Annotated in this window: 15 protein-coding genes; 10 read left to right on the top strand and 5 right to left on the bottom strand. The window is 46.6% G+C overall.

What is annotated here, in order from left to right:
- Window positions 1–5 precede the first annotated feature (5 nt).
- The 7 genes from I6E49_RS01280 (at window position 6) to I6E49_RS01250 (ending at window position 5,678) form a co-directional block, all read left to right on the top strand.
- Complete coding sequence (locus I6E49_RS01280; protein WP_235400027.1) at window positions 6–431, top strand: biotin/lipoyl-containing protein; 426 nt, start codon at window positions 6–8, stop codon at window positions 429–431.
- A gap of 407 nt (window positions 432–838) precedes the next feature.
- On the top strand, window positions 839–2,308 hold the full coding sequence (locus tag I6E49_RS01275) for a Do family serine endopeptidase (protein ID WP_235400026.1): 1,470 nt from the start codon (window positions 839–841) through the stop codon (window positions 2,306–2,308).
- Window positions 2,309–2,587: 279 nt separating this feature from the next.
- Window positions 2,588–3,451, top strand: a complete 864-nt coding sequence (locus tag I6E49_RS01270) for a sigma-70 family RNA polymerase sigma factor (protein WP_235400025.1) — start codon at window positions 2,588–2,590, stop codon at window positions 3,449–3,451.
- Window positions 3,452–3,573: 122 nt separating this feature from the next.
- Entirely contained in the window at window positions 3,574–4,008 is a 435-nt protein-coding gene (locus tag I6E49_RS01265; RefSeq protein ID WP_235400024.1) for a hypothetical protein, read from the top strand.
- Between the two features lie 4 nt (window positions 4,009–4,012).
- Complete coding sequence (locus I6E49_RS01260; protein WP_235400023.1) at window positions 4,013–4,915, top strand: hypothetical protein; 903 nt, start codon at window positions 4,013–4,015, stop codon at window positions 4,913–4,915.
- On the top strand, window positions 4,912–5,403 hold the full coding sequence (locus tag I6E49_RS01255; RefSeq protein WP_235400022.1) for a S24/S26 family peptidase: 492 nt from the start codon (window positions 4,912–4,914) through the stop codon (window positions 5,401–5,403). The genes I6E49_RS01260 and I6E49_RS01255 overlap by 4 nt, the downstream gene beginning before the upstream one ends.
- An 8-nt stretch (window positions 5,404–5,411) precedes the next feature.
- Window positions 5,412–5,678 (top strand): PqqD family protein, encoded by a 267-nt coding sequence (locus I6E49_RS01250; RefSeq protein WP_235400021.1) that lies wholly within the window; start codon window positions 5,412–5,414, stop codon window positions 5,676–5,678.
- 191 nt (window positions 5,679–5,869) lie between these two features.
- Here I6E49_RS01250 and I6E49_RS01245 read toward each other — a convergent pair whose 3' ends face one another.
- From I6E49_RS01245 to I6E49_RS01225, 5 genes are all read right to left on the bottom strand, one after another.
- Entirely contained in the window at window positions 5,870–6,766 is an 897-nt protein-coding gene (locus I6E49_RS01245; protein WP_235400020.1) for a hypothetical protein, read from the bottom strand.
- Between the two features lie 587 nt (window positions 6,767–7,353).
- Window positions 7,354–9,495, bottom strand: a complete 2,142-nt coding sequence (locus I6E49_RS01240; RefSeq protein WP_235400019.1) for a peptidylprolyl isomerase — start codon at window positions 9,493–9,495, stop codon at window positions 7,354–7,356.
- 145 nt (window positions 9,496–9,640) lie between these two features.
- Window positions 9,641–10,879 carry a hemolysin family protein gene (locus I6E49_RS01235; RefSeq protein ID WP_235400048.1) on the bottom strand — a complete coding sequence of 413 codons (1,239 nt, stop codon included), beginning with the start codon at window positions 10,877–10,879 and terminating at the stop codon, window positions 9,641–9,643.
- Between the two features lie 60 nt (window positions 10,880–10,939).
- Window positions 10,940–11,587, bottom strand: coding sequence for an LPS export ABC transporter periplasmic protein LptC (gene lptC, locus I6E49_RS01230; RefSeq protein ID WP_235400018.1), 648 nt, complete (start codon window positions 11,585–11,587; stop codon window positions 10,940–10,942).
- A gap of 36 nt (window positions 11,588–11,623) precedes the next feature.
- Entirely contained in the window at window positions 11,624–12,934 is a 1,311-nt protein-coding gene (locus I6E49_RS01225) for a hypothetical protein (protein WP_235400047.1), read from the bottom strand.
- A 258-nt stretch (window positions 12,935–13,192) separates the two neighbouring features.
- Here I6E49_RS01225 and I6E49_RS01220 point away from each other — a divergent pair, with 258 nt between their 5' ends.
- The 3 genes from I6E49_RS01220 to secA all read left to right on the top strand — a co-directional run bounded on the left by I6E49_RS01220 (window position 13,193) and on the right by secA (window position 19,187).
- The gene (locus I6E49_RS01220; RefSeq protein ID WP_235400017.1) at window positions 13,193–14,311 is read left to right on the top strand and encodes an Lnb N-terminal periplasmic domain-containing protein; all 1,119 of its coding nucleotides are present in this window, start codon (window positions 13,193–13,195) and stop codon (window positions 14,309–14,311) included.
- Between the two features lie 44 nt (window positions 14,312–14,355).
- Window positions 14,356–15,660 (top strand): alkaline phosphatase family protein, encoded by a 1,305-nt coding sequence (locus I6E49_RS01215; protein ID WP_235400016.1) that lies wholly within the window; start codon window positions 14,356–14,358, stop codon window positions 15,658–15,660.
- A 137-nt stretch (window positions 15,661–15,797) separates the two neighbouring features.
- Entirely contained in the window at window positions 15,798–19,187 is a 3,390-nt protein-coding gene (gene secA / locus I6E49_RS01210; protein ID WP_235400015.1) for a preprotein translocase subunit SecA, read from the top strand.
- The last annotated feature ends 28 nt before the right edge of the window (window positions 19,188–19,215 follow it).

Here is a 19,215-nt window from a genome sequence, read left to right as displayed (position 1 = left end):
GGGAAATGAAAGAATTCAAATATACAATCGACGGACAGGAATATAAAGTCCAGATAGAGGATGTTGAGGGCAATATCGCCAGCGTGAATGTTAACGGCGAGGCTTTCAAGGTCGAGATGGAGCAGGAGGCAGAGCCTGAGAAGAAGAAGGTTGTACTCGGTCAGCCCACTGCTGCTGCAGAAGAAGGCGAGTCGACAGGTGCAGCCAACGTGAATACTGCCAATGCGCTTAAGGCTCCGCTGCCTGGCGTTGTGACAGAGATTAAGGTTGCTGTAGGCGACGAGGTTAAGGCAGGCGACGTTGTCGTTGTGCTTGAGGCTATGAAGATGGCCAACAACCTTGAGGCTGAGAAAGATGGCAAGGTAACAGCAATCTGTGTAAAGAATGGAGAAAGTGTTCTTGAAGACGCTCCGCTTGTTGTGATTGAATAATAAGAAGGAGTATTCGGTAAGAATACATCAATGTTATACGATGGATGCTATGGTTCTCTGGTATAAAGAGGCTGTCGCATCCATTTTTTGTAGGTATACATTGGGTATGATTCATAGGGTGTTTAAGGAGTTGGGCGCATGTACGATTAAACAAAAGTGAAAAACCGACAGGTGATTTCTAATAGCCGTTAATATGTTAAATTATAGTGTTAAAATGGAATAAAGATGTATGCCAAAATGACACTTTAACAAATATTGCGTCTATATTTGCAACCGAAAAAGACAAAACGCTATTGTTTTAACACACTTGTGACTTGTATTGGCTTCAATGTGTCAAAATGCAAGTTTGTGTTAACATAAGCATTTTAACTTTAAAATGATAATAAAAACAATAAAGTAAAAGAACTATGAAAAAGTATTCTAAGTATTTGGTTGTGGCAATGAGCGCACTTGCCTTTGCCTTTTCTACTGGAACCTTGATAAAGGTGAATGCTACACAGGCTCCTTCGACAGCAGTGCCGGCGCAGCCCGTTGACCTCACATATGCAGCCGAGAAGTCGTTGCCATCGGTAGTACATATTCTCAGTACAAAAAACTCAAAGGTACAGACTATAGAAGTACAGAGTGATCCGTTCTCTGATTTCTTCAGTGACCCGTTTGGATTCTTCGGCAATCCCAACCAAGGTCAGGACGGCAGACAGAAGCGTAGCGTACGCACACCTAAGCAGCAAGGCTCTGGCTCAGGTGTCATCATTTCAACTGACGGTTATATTGTGACAAACAATCACGTTGTAGCCGATGCCGACGAACTCACAGTGACACTCAATGACAACAAGGAGTATTCGGCACGCATCATCGGAACAGATAAAACTACCGACCTTGCGCTTATCAAGATTGATGCAAAGGATCTTCCTGCCATCACTATCGCCAACAGCGAAAACATTAAGGTAGGCGAGTGGGTGCTGGCTGTGGGCAACCCATTCAACCTTACCAATACTGTTACAGCTGGTATTGTTAGCGCCAAGGGCCGTTCGCTTTATCAGAATGGTGTAGAGTCATTCATTCAGACTGACGCAGCCATTAATCCGGGCAACTCTGGTGGTGCGCTTGTAAACACTCGTGGCGAACTTATCGGTATTAACGCCATGCTCTACTCACAGACTGGCTCATTCAGCGGTTATGGTTTCGCCATTCCTACATCAATTATGAACAAGGTGGTGGACGACCTCAAGAAGTACGGTACAGTTCAGCGCGCCGTTATCGGTATTCAGGGACAGGATGTAAAGAACTATGTTGACGCTCAGAAGGATCAGGGCAAGGACGTTGACCTTGGAACAATGGAAGGCATCTATGTGGCTAAGGTACTTGAAGAAAGCTCAGCTGAGGAAGCTGGTTTGAAGGCAGGCGATGTTATCACCGCCATCGACGGAAAGGAAATGAACAAGATGGCTGACCTGCAGGAGTATCTTGCCAAGAAGCGTCCGGGCGACAAGGTTTCTGTATCTTATCTGCGCGACAAGAAGAAGGCAAGCAAGACAATGACCTTGAAGAACGAACAGGGTAATACACAGGTTGTGAAGAAGGCTGACCTTGACGTGCTTGGAGGCAACTTCCGTGCAATCACCGACGGTCAGAAGAAGCAGCTGAACATTGGCTATGGTCTTGAAGTTCTGAAGGTGAACTCTGGCAAGTTCAAGGATGCAGGCATTACCAAGGGATTCATTATCCAGCGTGTCAACGACAGTGCCGTGAAGACAATCGAAGACCTGCAGAACCTTGTGAAGGAAGCTTTTACAAGCCGCAATCCGGTGCTCTACATACAGGGCGTTTATCCTACAGGCAAGAAGGCATACTTCGCCGTTCCGCTTGAAGACTAATACATAAAACAAAGGCTTGTCCTTTTGCGTATTCCACAAAAGGACTCCTTCAGCCTTATAAAAGGGCTTCTTTGGCACTCCCAAAGGAGCCCTTTTGCATACCAAAACGACCCCATTTGCACCTCAAAACGACTACATTACAGAGCATACGGGAGTCTGCTGCTGAGCAGGCAAAGAAGCAAAGCTGGAAAACCAAGTGTAAAATAAGCAATGAAAAATTTGCGACAACCAATATTATTGGTTAAATTTGCAGAACATAATATCAAAAAACAGCACTTAATGAGACAACTGAAAATCACAAGCTCAATTACAAACCGAGAGAATGCCTCGCTTGACAAGTATCTTCATGACATAGGACATGAAGAGCTTATATCTGTGGAGGAAGAAGCAGAACTGGCTCGCCGCATAAAGACTGGCGACCGTAAGGCTTTAGAGAAGCTTACAAAGTCGAATCTGCGTTTTGTTGTCTCAGTTGCGAAGCAATACCAGAATCAGGGCTTGAGCCTTCCCGACCTGATCAACGAAGGAAACATAGGATTGCTCAAGGCTGCCGAGAAGTTCGACGAGACACGAGGATTCAAGTTCATCTCATATGCCGTATGGTGGATACGACAGAGCATATTGCAGGCAATAGCCGAGCAGAGCCGTGTAGTACGCTTGCCGTTGAACCAGGTGGGAAGCGTCAACAAGATAAATCGCATACTCAACCAGTTTGAACAGGAGAACGAGCGTCGCCCGAGCATTGACGAGATAGCCGAGAAGACCGACATCCCTCACGACAAGATAGAGGATGTGCTTAAGGTGAACACACATCAGGTATCGGTAGATGCTCCTGTGTCAGATAGTGACGCCACAAGCATGATCGACTTTATGCAGAGCGATGCTGAGCCCGAAACAGACAACACGCTGCTAATGGAGTCGCTGCGCGAGGAGATAGCAAGCGCACTTACAGCACTCAATGAGCGTGAGCGTAACGTGATAGAGGCTTATTACGGTATCAACCAGCCTGAATGCACAATGGAAGAGATTGGCAATAAGTACGGACTCACACGCGAACGTGTGCGCCAGATACGCGAGAAGGCAATACGCAAGCTCAAGCAGAACACCAAGAACAAGATGCTGAAAGCCTATCTTGGAAGATAAGACGCCAGCTTTGAAGGGTTAGAGGATAATAAATAAAACATATAAAAAAGACTTTCAACAAGAAGATGAAGACAAGTAGACTGTTTATAAAATCATTTATAATAGTTTTGGTTGCTATGCTTATGCCGAAGATGGCAAACGCAGCACAGAAGAAGGTGCCATTGTTTGTATATGGCTTTGCCACATCATTCAACGACTCTACGGTATATTTCACCGAGATTCAGCTTATGGAAGGCACATGGGTAGATGGCAAGACAGGTTTCCTCTACAGCCGCGACAACTACTCATATCAGATGCGCGAGGCACTCAAGACTCTCGGACTGCCCAATCCCACATGCGTTACGGTTTATGCCAAGACACGCAAAGACGTAGAGAAGAAGTATTTCGCTATGAAGAAGCGTTATACAGCCAACGGTCGTTATAACGTGAAGTATCTCACAGCCCACGACTTTTCATTCGAGCCGATAGAGCCGGACGACAGCGAGAAGGTTTCGGCTTATACAAAGAAGGCAAAGAAGGAAAAGAAGGCAAAGAAAGAGAAAAAAGAAAAGAATTAATATAGTGAAGAAGCATTTTTTCGATATTGCAGAACATAAAATAAGTGTGTCATTTGTCGGTGAAACGGCAAATGACATATTTTTATTACCCTCATACGAACCTTTCAAGATAAAGGAAACTGACGAGGATTGTATGCTGTCGTTGACGGTAGACGACAGTCTGAAGCCGATAGACAAAGAGCTGAGAGAGCGAATCGACATATTTGATACGGGCAACGGCAAGACCATTGTAGACAGTGTCAAGGGTGGTGGCTATCAGTTCATTGTAAAAGACATAAACGGAAACGGCTGCTGTATGCTGCAGACCAACAGCGACTACTCCGAAGGCAAATGCGCATTGAACGGTACACCTATAATGCGCTCGTTCGGACTCAATACGGCAATAATGATGCTGTATGCCTTCCGTGGCGCAGCTCTCGACACACTTCTCATACATGCATCGCTTGTGCGCAACAACGGCTACGGCTACGCCTTCACAGCCAAAAGCGGAACAGGAAAGAGCACACACACCAATCTCTGGATGCAGAACATTCCAGGATGCGACCTTATGAACGATGACAACCCAATCATCAGAGTAATCGGCGACAAACCATTCGTCTACGGCAGTCCGTGGAGCGGCAAGACACCATGCTATCGCAACATCAAGGCACCATTAGGAGCCATTGTCAAGATAGAACGGGCACAGCAAAACCGAATGGAGAAGGTGTCGTCTGCCACTGCGTTTGGCATAATAGTACCCGCTTGCTCTACGATGAAATGGGATAAAGGCGTATTCGGCAAAACCTGCGATCTTGTGATAAAGCTGCTTGAGTTGACGCCACCTGTGTACAAGTTGCATTGTCTGCCCGATGCAGAGGCAGCCTTATTATGCTATGACACCATAGCCATAAAACCCGACCGACAATGATTCAAACCAATAACAGTCAGTCAGTAAGGCACAAGGAGTTTGCCAATGACGTCATCATTCCCGAGATAGCACGGCTTCTCGACGAAGGTCATAGCGTGACATTGACGTTACGTGGTGTCAGTATGCGCCCGTTTCTTGAGGATGGACGCGACAAGGCAATACTCACTAAGCCCAGCAAGCCCGTAAGGGTAGGGGATGTAGTGTTGGCTGAAGTATCGTCTCGACGCTATGCGCTCCATCGTATAGTGAAGATAGAAGGCAGTCTTGTCACGATGCGAGGCGACGGCAACCTTGCCACCGAACAGTTTGACGCAAGCAAAGTATTGGGCATTGCCCATTGCTTCTACCGTAAGGGACGTAAGCGTCCCGACTATACCACAGGCTGGAAATGGCGAATCTATTCGGCTTTATGGACGGCATTGCTGCCTGTGCGTAGGTATCTGCTGTTCGCTTATCGAATTACTCTGAAATTAAAACAAAAAAAGTAATAAATAATATGAGAACAAAGACAGGCTTCGTACTGAAGGATGTGTGCGGCGAGAAAATCGTTGTAGCCGAAGGAAGAGAAAACATTGATTTCACAAAGATAATCAGCATGAACGACAGTGCTGCCTATCTCTGGGAGAAGGTACAGAACATGGATTTCGACGTAGAAACGCTCAAGTCGCTGCTCTGTGACGAATATGATGTGGACGAAGCTACGGCTCTTGCCGACTCTAAGACAATAGCCAACCAGTGGCTTGAGGCTGGCATTATAAAGTAATATTAATATACTTGGTAAAGTAATATATATTGCTTTGCGAATGAATACGTATTACTTTGCTGATGAATACGTTTTCATTTGCTGATGAATACGTTTTCATTTGCCATCGAATACGTATTGCATGAAAATCGGTCATTAGACAATGGAATAAGCCCATTGCTAATGACCGATTGTTGTAATTGGATGGCCCTTTACTTCATCAAATATTTTTTGCCATCCTTAATGACAATTCCTTTTTTGACGTTCTTGATGTCGGAGCCGGCATAAGTGCCGTCAATGTAGAATATCTTTTCTGAGGTCGATGGGGTAGTGGTGATTTCGGTGAGGGCAGTAGGGCGGTTGTTTATCATCAATCGTACGGCTTCTGCCTTCGTTCCTGCAGGAATTGTGAAGTATGCCCTCATTCCTTTCATTCGCTGTCCGTTATTCACTCTCATGAACTTTGCCTCGCTCGCTAAAATCAATACACGCTCCTGATCGCTATCGCTGAAGGTCTTGGGATTGTATATTCCTACGAAGCTGTAGCCGTTGGCATCGCCACTAACCGTAGGATCATCATTCTTGATAGTAACGTTGTCGAATTGTGGGTTGGTTATGTCTGCTGAAGGCTTGATCAGATAAGCCTTTCCTGCTACTATCTTTGTCGCCTCCTTAAACTCCATTGTGTTGCCTGTGGTATGGTCGTATTCCATTACACTCGCCTCAATGCCGTTAATTTTGCAGTCTGTGACGTCAATGTCGAATGGCACGCAGAATGTATTCCATTGGTTGGCCAAGAGCTTACGCGAGAGCTTTACAGCGGTCTGCTGTCCGTTGTTGGATGTAAGCAATTTCGAGTTGTCTTTCTCGTCATTGAGAGTAATGGGAGTAGAGGAGACTTTCTTGTAGAGTTGTACCATTCTGTCATCTGCAGTGGCCTTGTCTGTATCATAACAATTGTAATATCCAACACTATTAGGGTCGTTTGAACCATAGGCGTATGAGAAAGCCAGAATGCGTTTGGCTTCTTTATTGTCAGTAGATTTTAAAAATTCTATTGTTGCATAATCTTTAATGGAAATCTCAACTGGTGCAGTTAATTTGAACAAATCGTCTTCTTTATCGCGTAATGCTATATAATTGCTGCCGGTGGCTTTTGACTTATTATCATTGCAAAGATATTTTTTGTGTGTTGTAGAAAACAAAAGCCACTTTTCATTGGAATCTTTCTGTAGCTGTATTCTGTCAACATTTGTCGGAGCTATGATTGTTTCTCCATTTATGTCTATTTTATAGCCGTCAATGGAGGTCGTCTTATTATATTTATTAGAATTCCATTTAGTACTGAGTGCTGAGCAAAGCTCGTTAGTATTGTTTACAACAATCACAGTATCTCCTTCCTGTAGTTCTGTCACATTCTTTACCAGCTTGAATAGTTCTGTTTCCTGTGCGATACAAGTGTTGGCACATACCATCATGATGATGCCTATGCATAATGCGAAAAAGCGATTAGGAATAAGCTTAATATCAACTGTGCGTAACGTCTTAATAGTTGTAATGCTTGACATTTTATATTGGTTTAGGTTTAACTAATAATTATTTGCGGTTATTAGATACAAAGGTATAAAAAAAAGGTCTGAAAGCAAAAGCCTTCAGACCTTTTATGATATATAAATATTGGTTTTGTTGTGTCTCTTTAGAAGAAGAGGTAGCGGTTGTCAACTACATTAGCCTTGATGTAAAGCTCGTTCATGAAGTTGCCTGCTGCCTGCATTTCCTTCTGGCGAAGCTTCTGCATCTCAGCGGCTGCATCAAACTTGCCAGGACGCTTTGTCTTGCCAGTTACCTGGAATACATATACACCAGCGTTGCCCTTGACAGGAGCCTTAGAGAACTTGCCCTTAGCTGTAGCTGCAACAGCACCGCTCAGTGCAGGCTCGCTTGCGCCAGTAGCCGAAACGAATACAGGAGCAGCGAATGTAACCTGATTGACTGCTGTGATATTGGCACCCTTGCCCTTGGCTGCTGCAATGCTGTTAACACCATTGAGCTTGGCAATAAGCATTTCTGCCTTCTTGTCCTTCATAACCTCAGACTTAACAATCTCCTTAACCTGAGCGTCGTCCAATGAACGATAGCCTACCTTATTGATGTTGTCAAGAACAACAATGAGCAGGTGGTCGTTGTCGCCACACTCGTAGAGAGGTGATACTTCACCCTTCTTGGCATCGAACAACCAGCGCATAGCCTCGCGTGTGCTGCGTACGCCAGCTAGGTTGTGCTCGGCTGTTGTCACGTCCTTGCGATCCAGAACAGTATAGCCTGACTTGGCTGCGTTCTTTACGAGATCCTCGGCTGTGAGATTAGCGCTGACGAATGAGCTGAACTTGTTGTAAGCTGCAGAGTAGGTGTCCTTAGAGAATGTGATGTTCTTCTTGACAACTGCTGCAGTATACTTTGTAGTCATTGCCTTGCGGTCGGCTACCTGAACGATGAGGCTGCCCTGTGAGAGAGGCATGTTCTTTATCTCGCCTACAGACATGGTGTTGAGAGCTATGATGTAGTCCTTGGTGTTCTTGTCGAGTGAAGGAGCGCTCTGGTACTGGCGTGTTGTCATCCATGTCTTCTCACCAGTCTGGCCATACTTCTTGGCGAGAACCTCGAAGTCGGCACCAGCCTTAAGAGCTGTGTAGATTGAGTCGGCACGCTTTGTAGCTTCATCAGCTGTAGCGCCTATTACCTGAATCTGACGGAACTGGATTGAGTCGGGCAACTGCTGCTTGGCAACGAGCTTGATAAGGTTGAGTGTGTTGTCAGCCTTGTTCTCAAGAACCTTGCTTGTAGAGCCTACTGCCATTGAGTCGAGGTGTTGGGCGATGTCGTAAGGGAAAGCCTCCTTTGTAACAGGCACACCGATGTAGTTGACCAATGATGTGCTCTTGCGTACTACGTCTGAAGGGTCGGCTGCAGCTGCAAGATCCTTGCCGTATGTGGCAAATTCCTTATGAAGAGCAGCAGCGTCGGCTGCAGAAGCCTTAACCTGAACGTCGATATATTTGATGTCGCGGCTCTCTACATACTGCTTGAAGCGTGGCTTCATCTCGTTGTACTTAGCCTTGAGGTCGGCATCAGAAATCTGTACCTTGTTGTCATCGATGCTTGTGTATGCGAGTGATGCAAGCTGTATCTGGCTCTCCTCGTGCTGCTCGTTGAATGCCATCTTGGCCTCTACCTTGTTTGCAAGCAGGCAATGAGCAAAGAGACCCTGGAACTTCTGTGCGAGGAGCTGCTGGCGCAATGTCTTCTCGATGAATGTCCAGTACTTGTAGACGCTCTCATACTGCTTTGCCATCTGTGGGTTGGCCTGGCTCTGAGTCTTATACTCTGCAAGGAACTTCTTGAGTGCGTTAGCGTCAAAGCGTCCTGTCTGCTGATTGTAGAAGGGAGTCTGAGCAAGCATGGGGTTGGTGCCTTCGTTGAGTACGTTCTGCAATTCGTTGTCTGTTACGGTGAGTCCTACACGCTTTGCCTCGTTCTCTACGAGCTTGGTCTGTACGTATGTGTTCCATACCATGTCCTTAACCTGATTGAGCTGGTCCTCGTTAAGGTTGTCCTGACCCTGCTGCATCTTGATGACTTCGGTGTATTCGTCAACCATCTTCTGAAAATCAGTAACATTGATTTTCTCTCCTAAAACTTCTCCCACTTGCTGTCGGTGTTCATTGCTTGACGACTCGCAAGAGCGGAATGCCTCTTCGGCAATAAATGCAAAAAGGCCCAAACTGATAATGCATATCAGCAGGACTCCCTTGCTTCTGATTTTTCCTAATGCTGCCATTTTTAATTGTTTATTATTTATTTTTTTATTTCCGTTTTAATGATAGACCGGTTTTTATGTGCCTATGACAAGCCTCGTAAGGGCCATGTGTTTCAAAAGGCGTACAAAAATACTAATTTATTGGCAAACTATGGCACGTTTGCAGCTAAAAATTGGTTTTATCGTGTACTTTTAGCCTTACTAATTCTATTTTTGTCATTGTACTCTTGATGATGCGGAATTCGAAAGGACCGATATTGACGACTTCGTTGAGTTTTGGGAAACTCTGGTATTCGTGCAATATGTATCCGCCTACAGTCATATATTCGTCGCTTTCGGGCAGTCCGATGCCGAAGAGGTCGTTGACCTTGTCTATCTCAAGTCGTGCCGACATAATGTACTCCTTGTCGCCAATTTGCTTGGCTATATACTTGTCGTTGTCGTGTTCGTCCTCGATGTCGCCGAATATCTCTTCTACAATGTCCTCAAGCGACACGATGCCGCTTGTGCCTCCAAATTCGTCTACAACTACTCCGAGGCTCTTCTTCTGTTGCAAGAATATATGCATGAGTTTCTGCGCCGCCATGGTTTCGGGCACAAACGGCATTGTGCATATACATTCGCGCCATCTGTCGCGGTTGTGAAACATCTCCGAACTGTGTATGTAGCCTACTATATGGTCGATGTCGTCCTCGTAGACGATAATCTTGGAGTTGCCGCTTTCTATGAATTTCTGCATGAGTTTCTCGGTAGTGCAGTCGTTTATGTCAACGGCATTGATTTCGGTGCGTGGCACCGTGCAGTCGCGCACTTTGCAATCGGAGAAATCGAGAGCATTCTGGAATATCTTTACTTCGTCGTTTATTTCGTCTTCGTTCTGCGCGTTCTCTATGCTCGACTGCACCAGGTAGTCGAGGTCGACTTTCGAGAATCCTTCGTCGTCGGTCTCTGTCTCCATATGTATTCCTGCAAGTCGCAGAAGTATTTTAGCCAGGAATGTAGCAAACTTGCTTATCGGCCATAACAACAAATAGAAGCCGTAAGCAGGCAGCGCAAACACCGACAATAGTCGGTTGGCGTTGTTCTTGAAGAGTATTTTCGGCATAAATTCGCCGGTAAACAAGATGACAAGAGTGGACAGTATGGTGTCGGCTGTCACTCTTACTCCATCGTCAAGCCCTTTGAACAGCGTGTTGTCAAACAGGCTTGCAAACAGGATGCCATACACTACGAGCACAATATTGTTGCCTACAAGCATTGTGCTGACAAATCCGTTGGGGTGGCTGTAGAATTTGGATATTAGTCTTTTGGTGAGTTTGTTGCCTTGGCGGTCCATTTCGGCAAGCATACGATTGCTTGACACGAAAGCAATCTCCATGCCCGAGAAAAACGCTGACAACACCATTGTCACCGCTATACTTGCTAATAAAGGAATGTCTATTTCCACTGTGTTTTTTAATGAATTTTATTTGTTGGGCTGCATGCGGCGTATTGGCTTGGCTTGCGGTCGGATGTTAGCCTTCACCGTGTCGGAGGCTGTTGTTATAGTGTCGCCACTGCCTGCTATGTCAGTCTTCTCGAACGAACCACGGCTGTTTGATACATAATATTTGGTCATACGTTCGTCGCTTCTGAAGTATGCGCCTTCGAGGGTTCGTTCGGGTGTTACGAGTTTGGAGTATACGTTTGAGTATAGTTCGTGCTTGCTCTCGTCCCAGAATAATTGTTGACTTGTAAATCTTACTCCGTCTTTGGTGAGTACGCTTACACGATTGCGTAGCTCCCAAAGGCGTTTTTGATCGTAATAGTATGCTGTGTCGCACTGGATGTACGACTGTACGTGAAACTTCTCGTCGAATTGCTCAAAGAAAAGTCCCTTCTCGAATATCCAGCGTGACGGGTTGCGTACGGTGTTCACTTCCCACCGTTCGGTCACAATGCGGTATTTTATTACTCCTGAGTCGGATATGAGTGTGTTGACGCCATAGCTTATCATCATCGACACGGAGTCACGGTCGCGTACAGCAGCTGCCGTATGCTCTTTCTGCTCCTGACATGCCCCCAAAAGGGCGGAAATGACAAGTGCCAATATTATGATTTTGCTGTATTTCATCCGAGTTCAATCGCAATGTGACTGTGTTTGTTCTTCTTATTCCATCTTCCACTTGGCAAACCAACGCTCATTGAACGTCAGTCCGATATTTATGCGGAAAGAGTTTTCTGTAATCATTGTCTTGCTGTCCTGGCGTACCCATTGTGCTGATATGTTGAGAAGCGAACGGTTGTTGTAGCCATTGACTACCGGTATTCCGAAGCCGGCGCTTACGCTGTATTCCTTAGGGCCGTCGGCACCGTTTATCTTCAGATAGTTTGTAGCATACGATGCGCCAAGGCGGTAGTGTACGCGCTTAAGGAAATTTCGGCTGTTCTCCTGTGGGCAATATTCGCCACCAAGAGTAAACTTATGACGGTCGGCAAACATTCCTTTGGTTGTTACATAGTCGGTTGTTCCGTTTGGGTTGACGAGTTGCGGATAAACGGTCTTCGACCATTTCTGCAACTGATAGTCGGCTCCAATCTTCCAGCTGCCAGCGTGGTTCCACATGATGCCGGCGCTATATGTCGAGGGCAGCTCAAGGCTGTTCTTGGCATTGTTGCTATAGGTTGCTGTGTCAGCTACGCCTGTCTGTGCATTGTTCGAAATGACCTGGCATTTCGGGTTGGCACCCAACTTATGGCCAAGACTGTAAGTCAAGCCAAGAGTCAGCTCGTCCTTCTTAGAGATTTTCTGGGTGTATTGTACTCCGAAGTCGAGCTTATAGCTGTTGACTGTGGCTGTATAATAGCGTGAAAGGGTGTTGACGTAGCTGTCGGTGTATGAATTTACGATTGAGCGTGTGTAGTTGCCCCAAAGGTATGAGGCGTTGAAGCCTACTGCCAATCCCTTTACGGGCATCCATCCCATACCGAGAAAAGCCTGATGCAGGCCGCCACTGCCATTGTAGGTGTTGACATAAGATGTAGTGGACGACTCGTTCGGAGAATTTCCTATCTTGTCGGTATTGTAATAGTTGTATCCTATGTTAGAGAATGGAAGAATACCGAAACTGAGTCCGAGACGCTTGGCCAAACGGAATCCTGCCACAACATACTCGAAGTTGGCGTTCTTGGCGTTGATTTTTCTTCCGCCTTCCTTGTAGTTGGTTATTTGTCCGGAGATACCTGCATCGAATATGAACGACAGGGAGTCGATAGAGGCGTACGATGCCGGGTTGAGTGTGTTTATCTGGTTGTGTTCATGAAATCCAAGACCTAATCCGTTCATTCCGCGATTAAATCCGCTTGCCTGTTCGCCTAATGTGCCCAAGCCATACTGGCTGTAAGGAGAGTTTGTACCGCTCTGTGCAGATGCAGCCATGGACAATGTCAACATGGAAACAGTCATGAGTATTTGTTTCATCATTCTGAATATCTTAATTTTTATATATCAATTTGGCTCCTGCCATTACACCTTATATATAATGGGGGTTGCAGGCGCTTTTATTCTGTTTATGAATAATTGGCTGCAAATTTATCGAAAAAAAACGAAATAATGGCACGAAGTGTGAGAAATATAAGTTATTTTTGCATCGTGAAACGCTTTAAAAGACATTTAACAATTGCCGTATTGGCTATTTTTATGTTTCTTGCGCATGGTAATAATGCGTATGCAAACGATTTGAACGCAACCGTCGAGCCGGACTCTATAGAGATAAGCCTGCTTACATGCGGACCGCGTCCAAATGTGTATAGTCTGTATGGGCATACGGCTATAAGATATAGGAATATAACACGTGGAGAGGATCTTGCCATCAACTATGGCATGTTCTCTTTCGGTAAGCCGTTCTTTGTGCTCAGGTTTGTTTTCGGACTGACAGACTACGAGATGGGTATAGAGTATTTTGACGACTTTGTGTCGCAATATGCGCCTACAGGATGTGGCGTGCGTCAGCAAAGGCTCAATCTTACGGCACATGAGAAGGCTGTTATAGCGGCTGCTATAGACGAGAATTATCAGCCCGAAAACCGCGTGTACAGATATAACTATTTCTTCGACAACTGTACGACACGCGCTCGGGAAATGATAGTGAATCATATTGACGGCAAGGTGGAGTATAAGGGGCAGGTGGATTCAAGCCTTTCGTTCCGCAAGCTGATTCACTATTACAACGAAACTCATCGTTGGGCACGTTTCGGCAACGACCTGTTGCTGGGAGTGCAGGCTGATTCAGAGACCAATCGTAGCGAGCAGCAATTCTTGCCCGAAAACTTATGTCACGACTTCGCAGATGCAGAAATAGTGGCAAATGACGGCAGCCGACGCAAGCTTGTTGCAGGAGAGTCGTGGGTTGTAGAGCGTACACGTGGGGTAGGGACTGACTCCTTCCCGCTGTCGCCAATGGCATGTATAGCGTTGGTAGCTTTGGTTGTAGTGGTTCTGACATGCGTTGAGCGTGTGAAGAGGGCTAATTACTGGATGCTCGACGCTGTGCTGATGGGTCTGACGGGAATTTGTGGCTTGATACTTCTGGCAATGGTGTTCTCGCAACATCCAACGGTAAGGATTAATCTGCAGATATTGCTGCTCAATCCCATAAACCTTGTGGCATTGGTGCCAGTAGTAAGAGGCTTGCGACGTGGACGTATACACACGTGGTTGAAACTATGGACAGCATGCATCGTCTTGTTCGTCATAGGCGGCCTATTGCAGACCTATGCAGAAGGAATGCTTGTTTTGGCACTATCTTTGCTAATTAGAAACATGTCAGAAATATTTACATTTAATAAAACAAGATGAAATTATCCACTATATTGTTTTTGGCGGTATTGTCAGGAGCGGATATGCAAGCGCAGACTTTGCAGCCTGCACCACGTCTTGTCGTCAATATAACTGTCGACCAGCTTCGTACCGACTATATTGAGCATTTCGCACCACTATATGGTGACGGCGGTTTCCGCAAGCTGCTCGAACATGGTCGTGTGTATGATGCAGCGAGCTATCCGTTTGCACCGGTAGACAGGGCTTCGGCTATTGCGTCGATAGCTACAGGAACGACACCGCATTACAACAATATCGTTGCAACACAGTGGCTCGACCGTAATACGTTGCGTCCGGTGTTCTGTACCGATGACAAGGAATTCGGCACTTCACCGCACAATATGGCTACATCGACAGTTGCCGATGAGTTGAAAATCTCTACAAAGGGTGCTGCCATTGTCTATTCGGTAGCCCCGGTTAAGGATGCCGCTGTGTTGTCGGCAGGCCATGCTGCTGACGGTGCTTTCTGGGTGAATGACAAGACAGGCCAATGGGCTACGTCAGGTTATTACTCAAAGGGTGCTCAGGCACTTGTCCGCACCTACAACAACACCATGCAGAGACGTGCTACAGGCGACAATGATGGCGTTGCCGATCTTTCGGTGGCTTGTGTAAACGATATGGCTATGGGACGTGACAACATTACTGATATGCTGTCAGTTACGCTCTCAGCCAAAGGTACCGACCCTACTGTATGGCAGTCGGAAATGGAAATAATCTATGTAAAGCTCGACCGTACACTTGCTTCGCTCATTAAGCGTATCGAAGACAAGGTGGGCAGCGACAAGGTGATGTTTGTACTTACAAGTACAGGCTACACTGATGAGCAGCCCGTGGATTACCAGCGATTCCGCATCCCTTCAGGCACATTCTATATAAATCGTACAGCCAATCTGCTGAATATGTATCTTGGCGCTGTTTATGGCCAAGCGAAATATGTAGAAACATGCTTCCATAATCAAATCTATCTCGACCGTAAGCTTATAGAGCAGCGTCATATCAGCTTTACTGACGTGATTACCAGGTCGAAAGAATTGCTTGTGCAGACTGCTGGCGTGCGCAATGTGTCCACCAGTCCGTACAATCCGTCTGTCAGCGGCGACCTTGTCATAGAGACAGCCCCAGGATGGCAGATACTCAATGAAGACAGTCATGAAAACTATTTCTCGCGTGCGGCTTTCATTCCATTCCCTATAATAATGTATGGTGCGGGAGTTAAGCCAGGACGTGTCACAACCCAAGCCACGGTGGACCGTATAGCTCCAACCGTAGCCAAAGCGATACGTATACGCGCCCCGAATGCTTGTTCGTCAGAGCCGTTGCAGTAGCCTGTGTGAGGCTTCTGTTATGGTAAAATGGCATCTTTGTAGGCGTTAAAGGAGCCTATTTTGGTGCTGTTCGGATTTTTTTTTGTAATTTTACACCCAATAATCGTAACAAGCATAAAATAAAAGCAAAATATAAAATGAATTTCAACAAATTATTACAATCATTGTTCGGCAACAAGTCGTCAAAGGACATGAAGCTGATTCAGCCCCTTGTAGAGAAAGTAAAGGCCGCTTATCCGGAGATAAAAGCGCTGAGCAATGATGAACTGCGTGCGCGTACAAAACAGCTGCAGAAGTATGTGCAGGATTCTGCCAACGAGCAGAAAGCTAAGATTGCAGAGTTGAAGGCAAAGATTGAGGAGACTCCGATTGATGAGCGCGAAAGCATATTCAATGCTATCGACAAGCTTGAGAAGGAAGTTCTGGAAATCTACGAGAAGGCACTCGACGAGATTATGCCTGTAGCCTTTGCTATTGTAAAGGATACGGCACGCCGCTTTGCCGAGAATGAGGAAACAGTCGTTTCTGCTACTGATTTCGACCGCGAGCTTGCTGCCGACCCAAAGAACGACTTTATAACAATCGATGGCGACAATGCCATCTATCACAACCATTGGACAGCTGGTGGCAACGACCTCAAGTGGGAAATGGTGCATTATGATGTACAGATTTTCGGTGGTATCGTTCTGCATCAGGGTAAGATTGCCGAGATGGCAACAGGTGAAGGTAAGACCCTTGTGGCTACACTCCCTGTATTCCTCAACGCCCTTACAGGCAATGGCGTACACGTCGTTACTGTAAACGACTACCTTGCCAAGCGTGACTCTGAGTGGATGGGACCTCTCTACATGTTTAACGGTCTTTCGGTAGACTGCATCGACAAGCATCGTCCTAACTCACCCGAGCGTCGCAAGGCATATATGGCCGATATTACTTTCGGTACAAACAATGAGTTCGGTTTTGACTACCTGCGTGATAATATGGCAATCTCGCCTACCGACCTCGTTCAGCGCAAGCACAACTATGCTATTGTCGATGAGGTTGACTCTGTGCTTATTGACGATGCACGTACTCCGCTTATCATCTCAGGTCCGGTAGCCAAGGGCGACGACCAGATGTTTGAGGAGTATCAGCCGCTGGTAGAGCGTCTTGTAGACGTACAGCGCAAGCTCGCTACCCAGTATCTTGCTGAGGCTAAGCAGCTTATAGCCGAGGGTCAGAAGACCAACGACCAGAAGAAACTTGACGAGGGATTCCTCGCTCTCTACCGTTCACACAAGGCTCTTCCAAAGAACAAGCCGCTTATCAAGTACCTTTCAGAGGAAGGTATCAAGGCAGGAATGCTCAAGACCGAGGAGTACTATATGGAGAACAACAACCGTCGTATGCCGGAATGTGTTGAGCCTCTCTATTTCGTAGTTGACGAGAAGTTGAACAGCTGCGACCTTACAGATAAAGGTACAGAGTGGCTTGCCAACCAGGTACAGGACAAGGAGCTCTTCGTGCTTCCTGACATCACTTCAGAACTGTCGGCTCTTGAGAACGAGAAGGATCTTGACGACCAGCAGCGTCTTGACAAGAAGGACGACTTGCTCAATCACTATGCAGTTCAGTCGGAGCGTGTACATACTCTCCAGCAGCTTCTTAAGGCATACACCATGTTCAATAAGGACGACGAATATGTCGTTATGGATGGTGAGGTGAAGATTGTCGACGAGCAGACAGGCCGTATTATGGAAGGTCGTCGTTGGAGCGACGGCTTGCATCAGGCTGTTGAGGCTAAGGAGCACGTTAGAGTAGAGGCTGCAACACAGACTTTCGCAACAATCACACTCCAGAACTACTTCCGTATGTACCACAAGCTTTCGGGTATGACCGGTACAGCCTCTACCGAGGCAGGCGAGTTCTGGGACATCTATAAGCTTGACGTAGTAGAGATTCCTACCAACCGTCCTATTCTGCGTAAGGACCTCGACGACCGTGTGTACAAGACAGCACGTGAGAAGTATTCGGCTGTAATCGACGAGATTGTAGAGATGCGCAATAGCGGACGTCCGGTTCTTGTAGGTACTACATCTGTAGAAATCTCTGAGCTTATCTCTAAGATGCTCAATATGCGCAAGATTCCGCATCAGGTGCTTAATGCCAAGCTTCACAAGAAGGAGGCTGACATCGTGGCTGAGGCAGGACGCAGCACTAAGGGAATGGCTGAGATTGTAGGCGAAGACGGAACAAAGCACTTCGAGGAGCGCATGTTGGGTGCCGTGACTATTGCCACCAACATGGCAGGTCGTGGTACCGACATCAAGCTTACTCCTGAGGTTAAGGCAGCAGGCGGTCTTGCCATCATCGGTACAGAACGTCATGAGAGCCGCCGTGTAGACCGTCAGCTTCGTGGTCGTGCAGGTCGTCAGGGCGACCCGGGTAGCTCTGTATTCTACGTGTCGTTGGAGGACAAGCTTATGCGTCTGTTCGCTTCAGAGCGTATTGCAAGCCTTATGGACCGCCTCGGATTCAAGGAGGGCGACCGTATTGAGAACCCGATGATTTCGAAGAGCATCGAGCGTGCTCAGAAGAAGGTTGAGGAGAACAACTTCGGTATACGTAAGCACTTGCTTGAGTACGATGACGTGATGAACAAGCAGCGTACTGTAATATACGAGAAGCGTCGCCATGCTCTTATGGGCGAGCGTATCGGTATGGATATAACAAACGTTATCTGGGACCGTGTTGTCAATATCGTTGAGCAGAACGACTATGAGGGATGCCGCGAGCAGTTCCTTAAGATTCTGGCTATGGAGTGTCCGTTCAGCGAGGAAGAGTTTGACAATGCAAAGCGTGAAGACCTTGAGGAGCGCGCCTTCCAGAGCACAATGGCTACATTCAAGCGCAAGACCGACCGTATCGAGAGTGTTGCTTGGCCTATCATCAAGGAGGTAGAGGAGAACCAGGGTGCAATATATGAGCGCATCATGGTGCCTATCACCGACGGCAAGCGTGTATACAATATTCCTTGCAATCTCAAGGAGGCTTACCGCACAGAGGCAAAGGACGTTGTAAAGCAGTTTGAACGCGTGATAATGCTGCACATCATCGACGATGCATGGAAGGAGAACCTGCGTCTGCTTGACGAGCTGCGTCATAGTGTGCAGAACGCTTCATACGAGCAGAAGGATCCGTTGCTCATCTTCAAGCTTGAGAGCGCCAAGTTGTTCGACTCGATGGTTAACGATATGAACAACCGTATCTGCAGCATCCTCACACGTGGACAGATACCTGAAATGCAGCGACAGGATGAGGTTCGTGAGGCAGCTCCCGAGGAGCACACACAGCGTCAGAACTATACCGAAGAGAAGGTAGACCTTGACAACGAGCAGCAGCGTGCCGCCGCCAATCACGATACACGTGAGAACATAAGCGAGAATCACACTCCGCTTGTTAAGGATAAGATGCCTGGACGCAACGATCCTTGTCCTTGTGGAAGTGGCAAGAAGTTCAAGAACTGCCACGGTAAGGGACTTGTCTAAACTTGTTTTTGTCTGATTAAAGTGATGA

It is taken from the genome of Leyella stercorea, from assembly GCF_021531655.1.
This window is presented reverse-complemented; position numbering and strand designations above follow the sequence as displayed.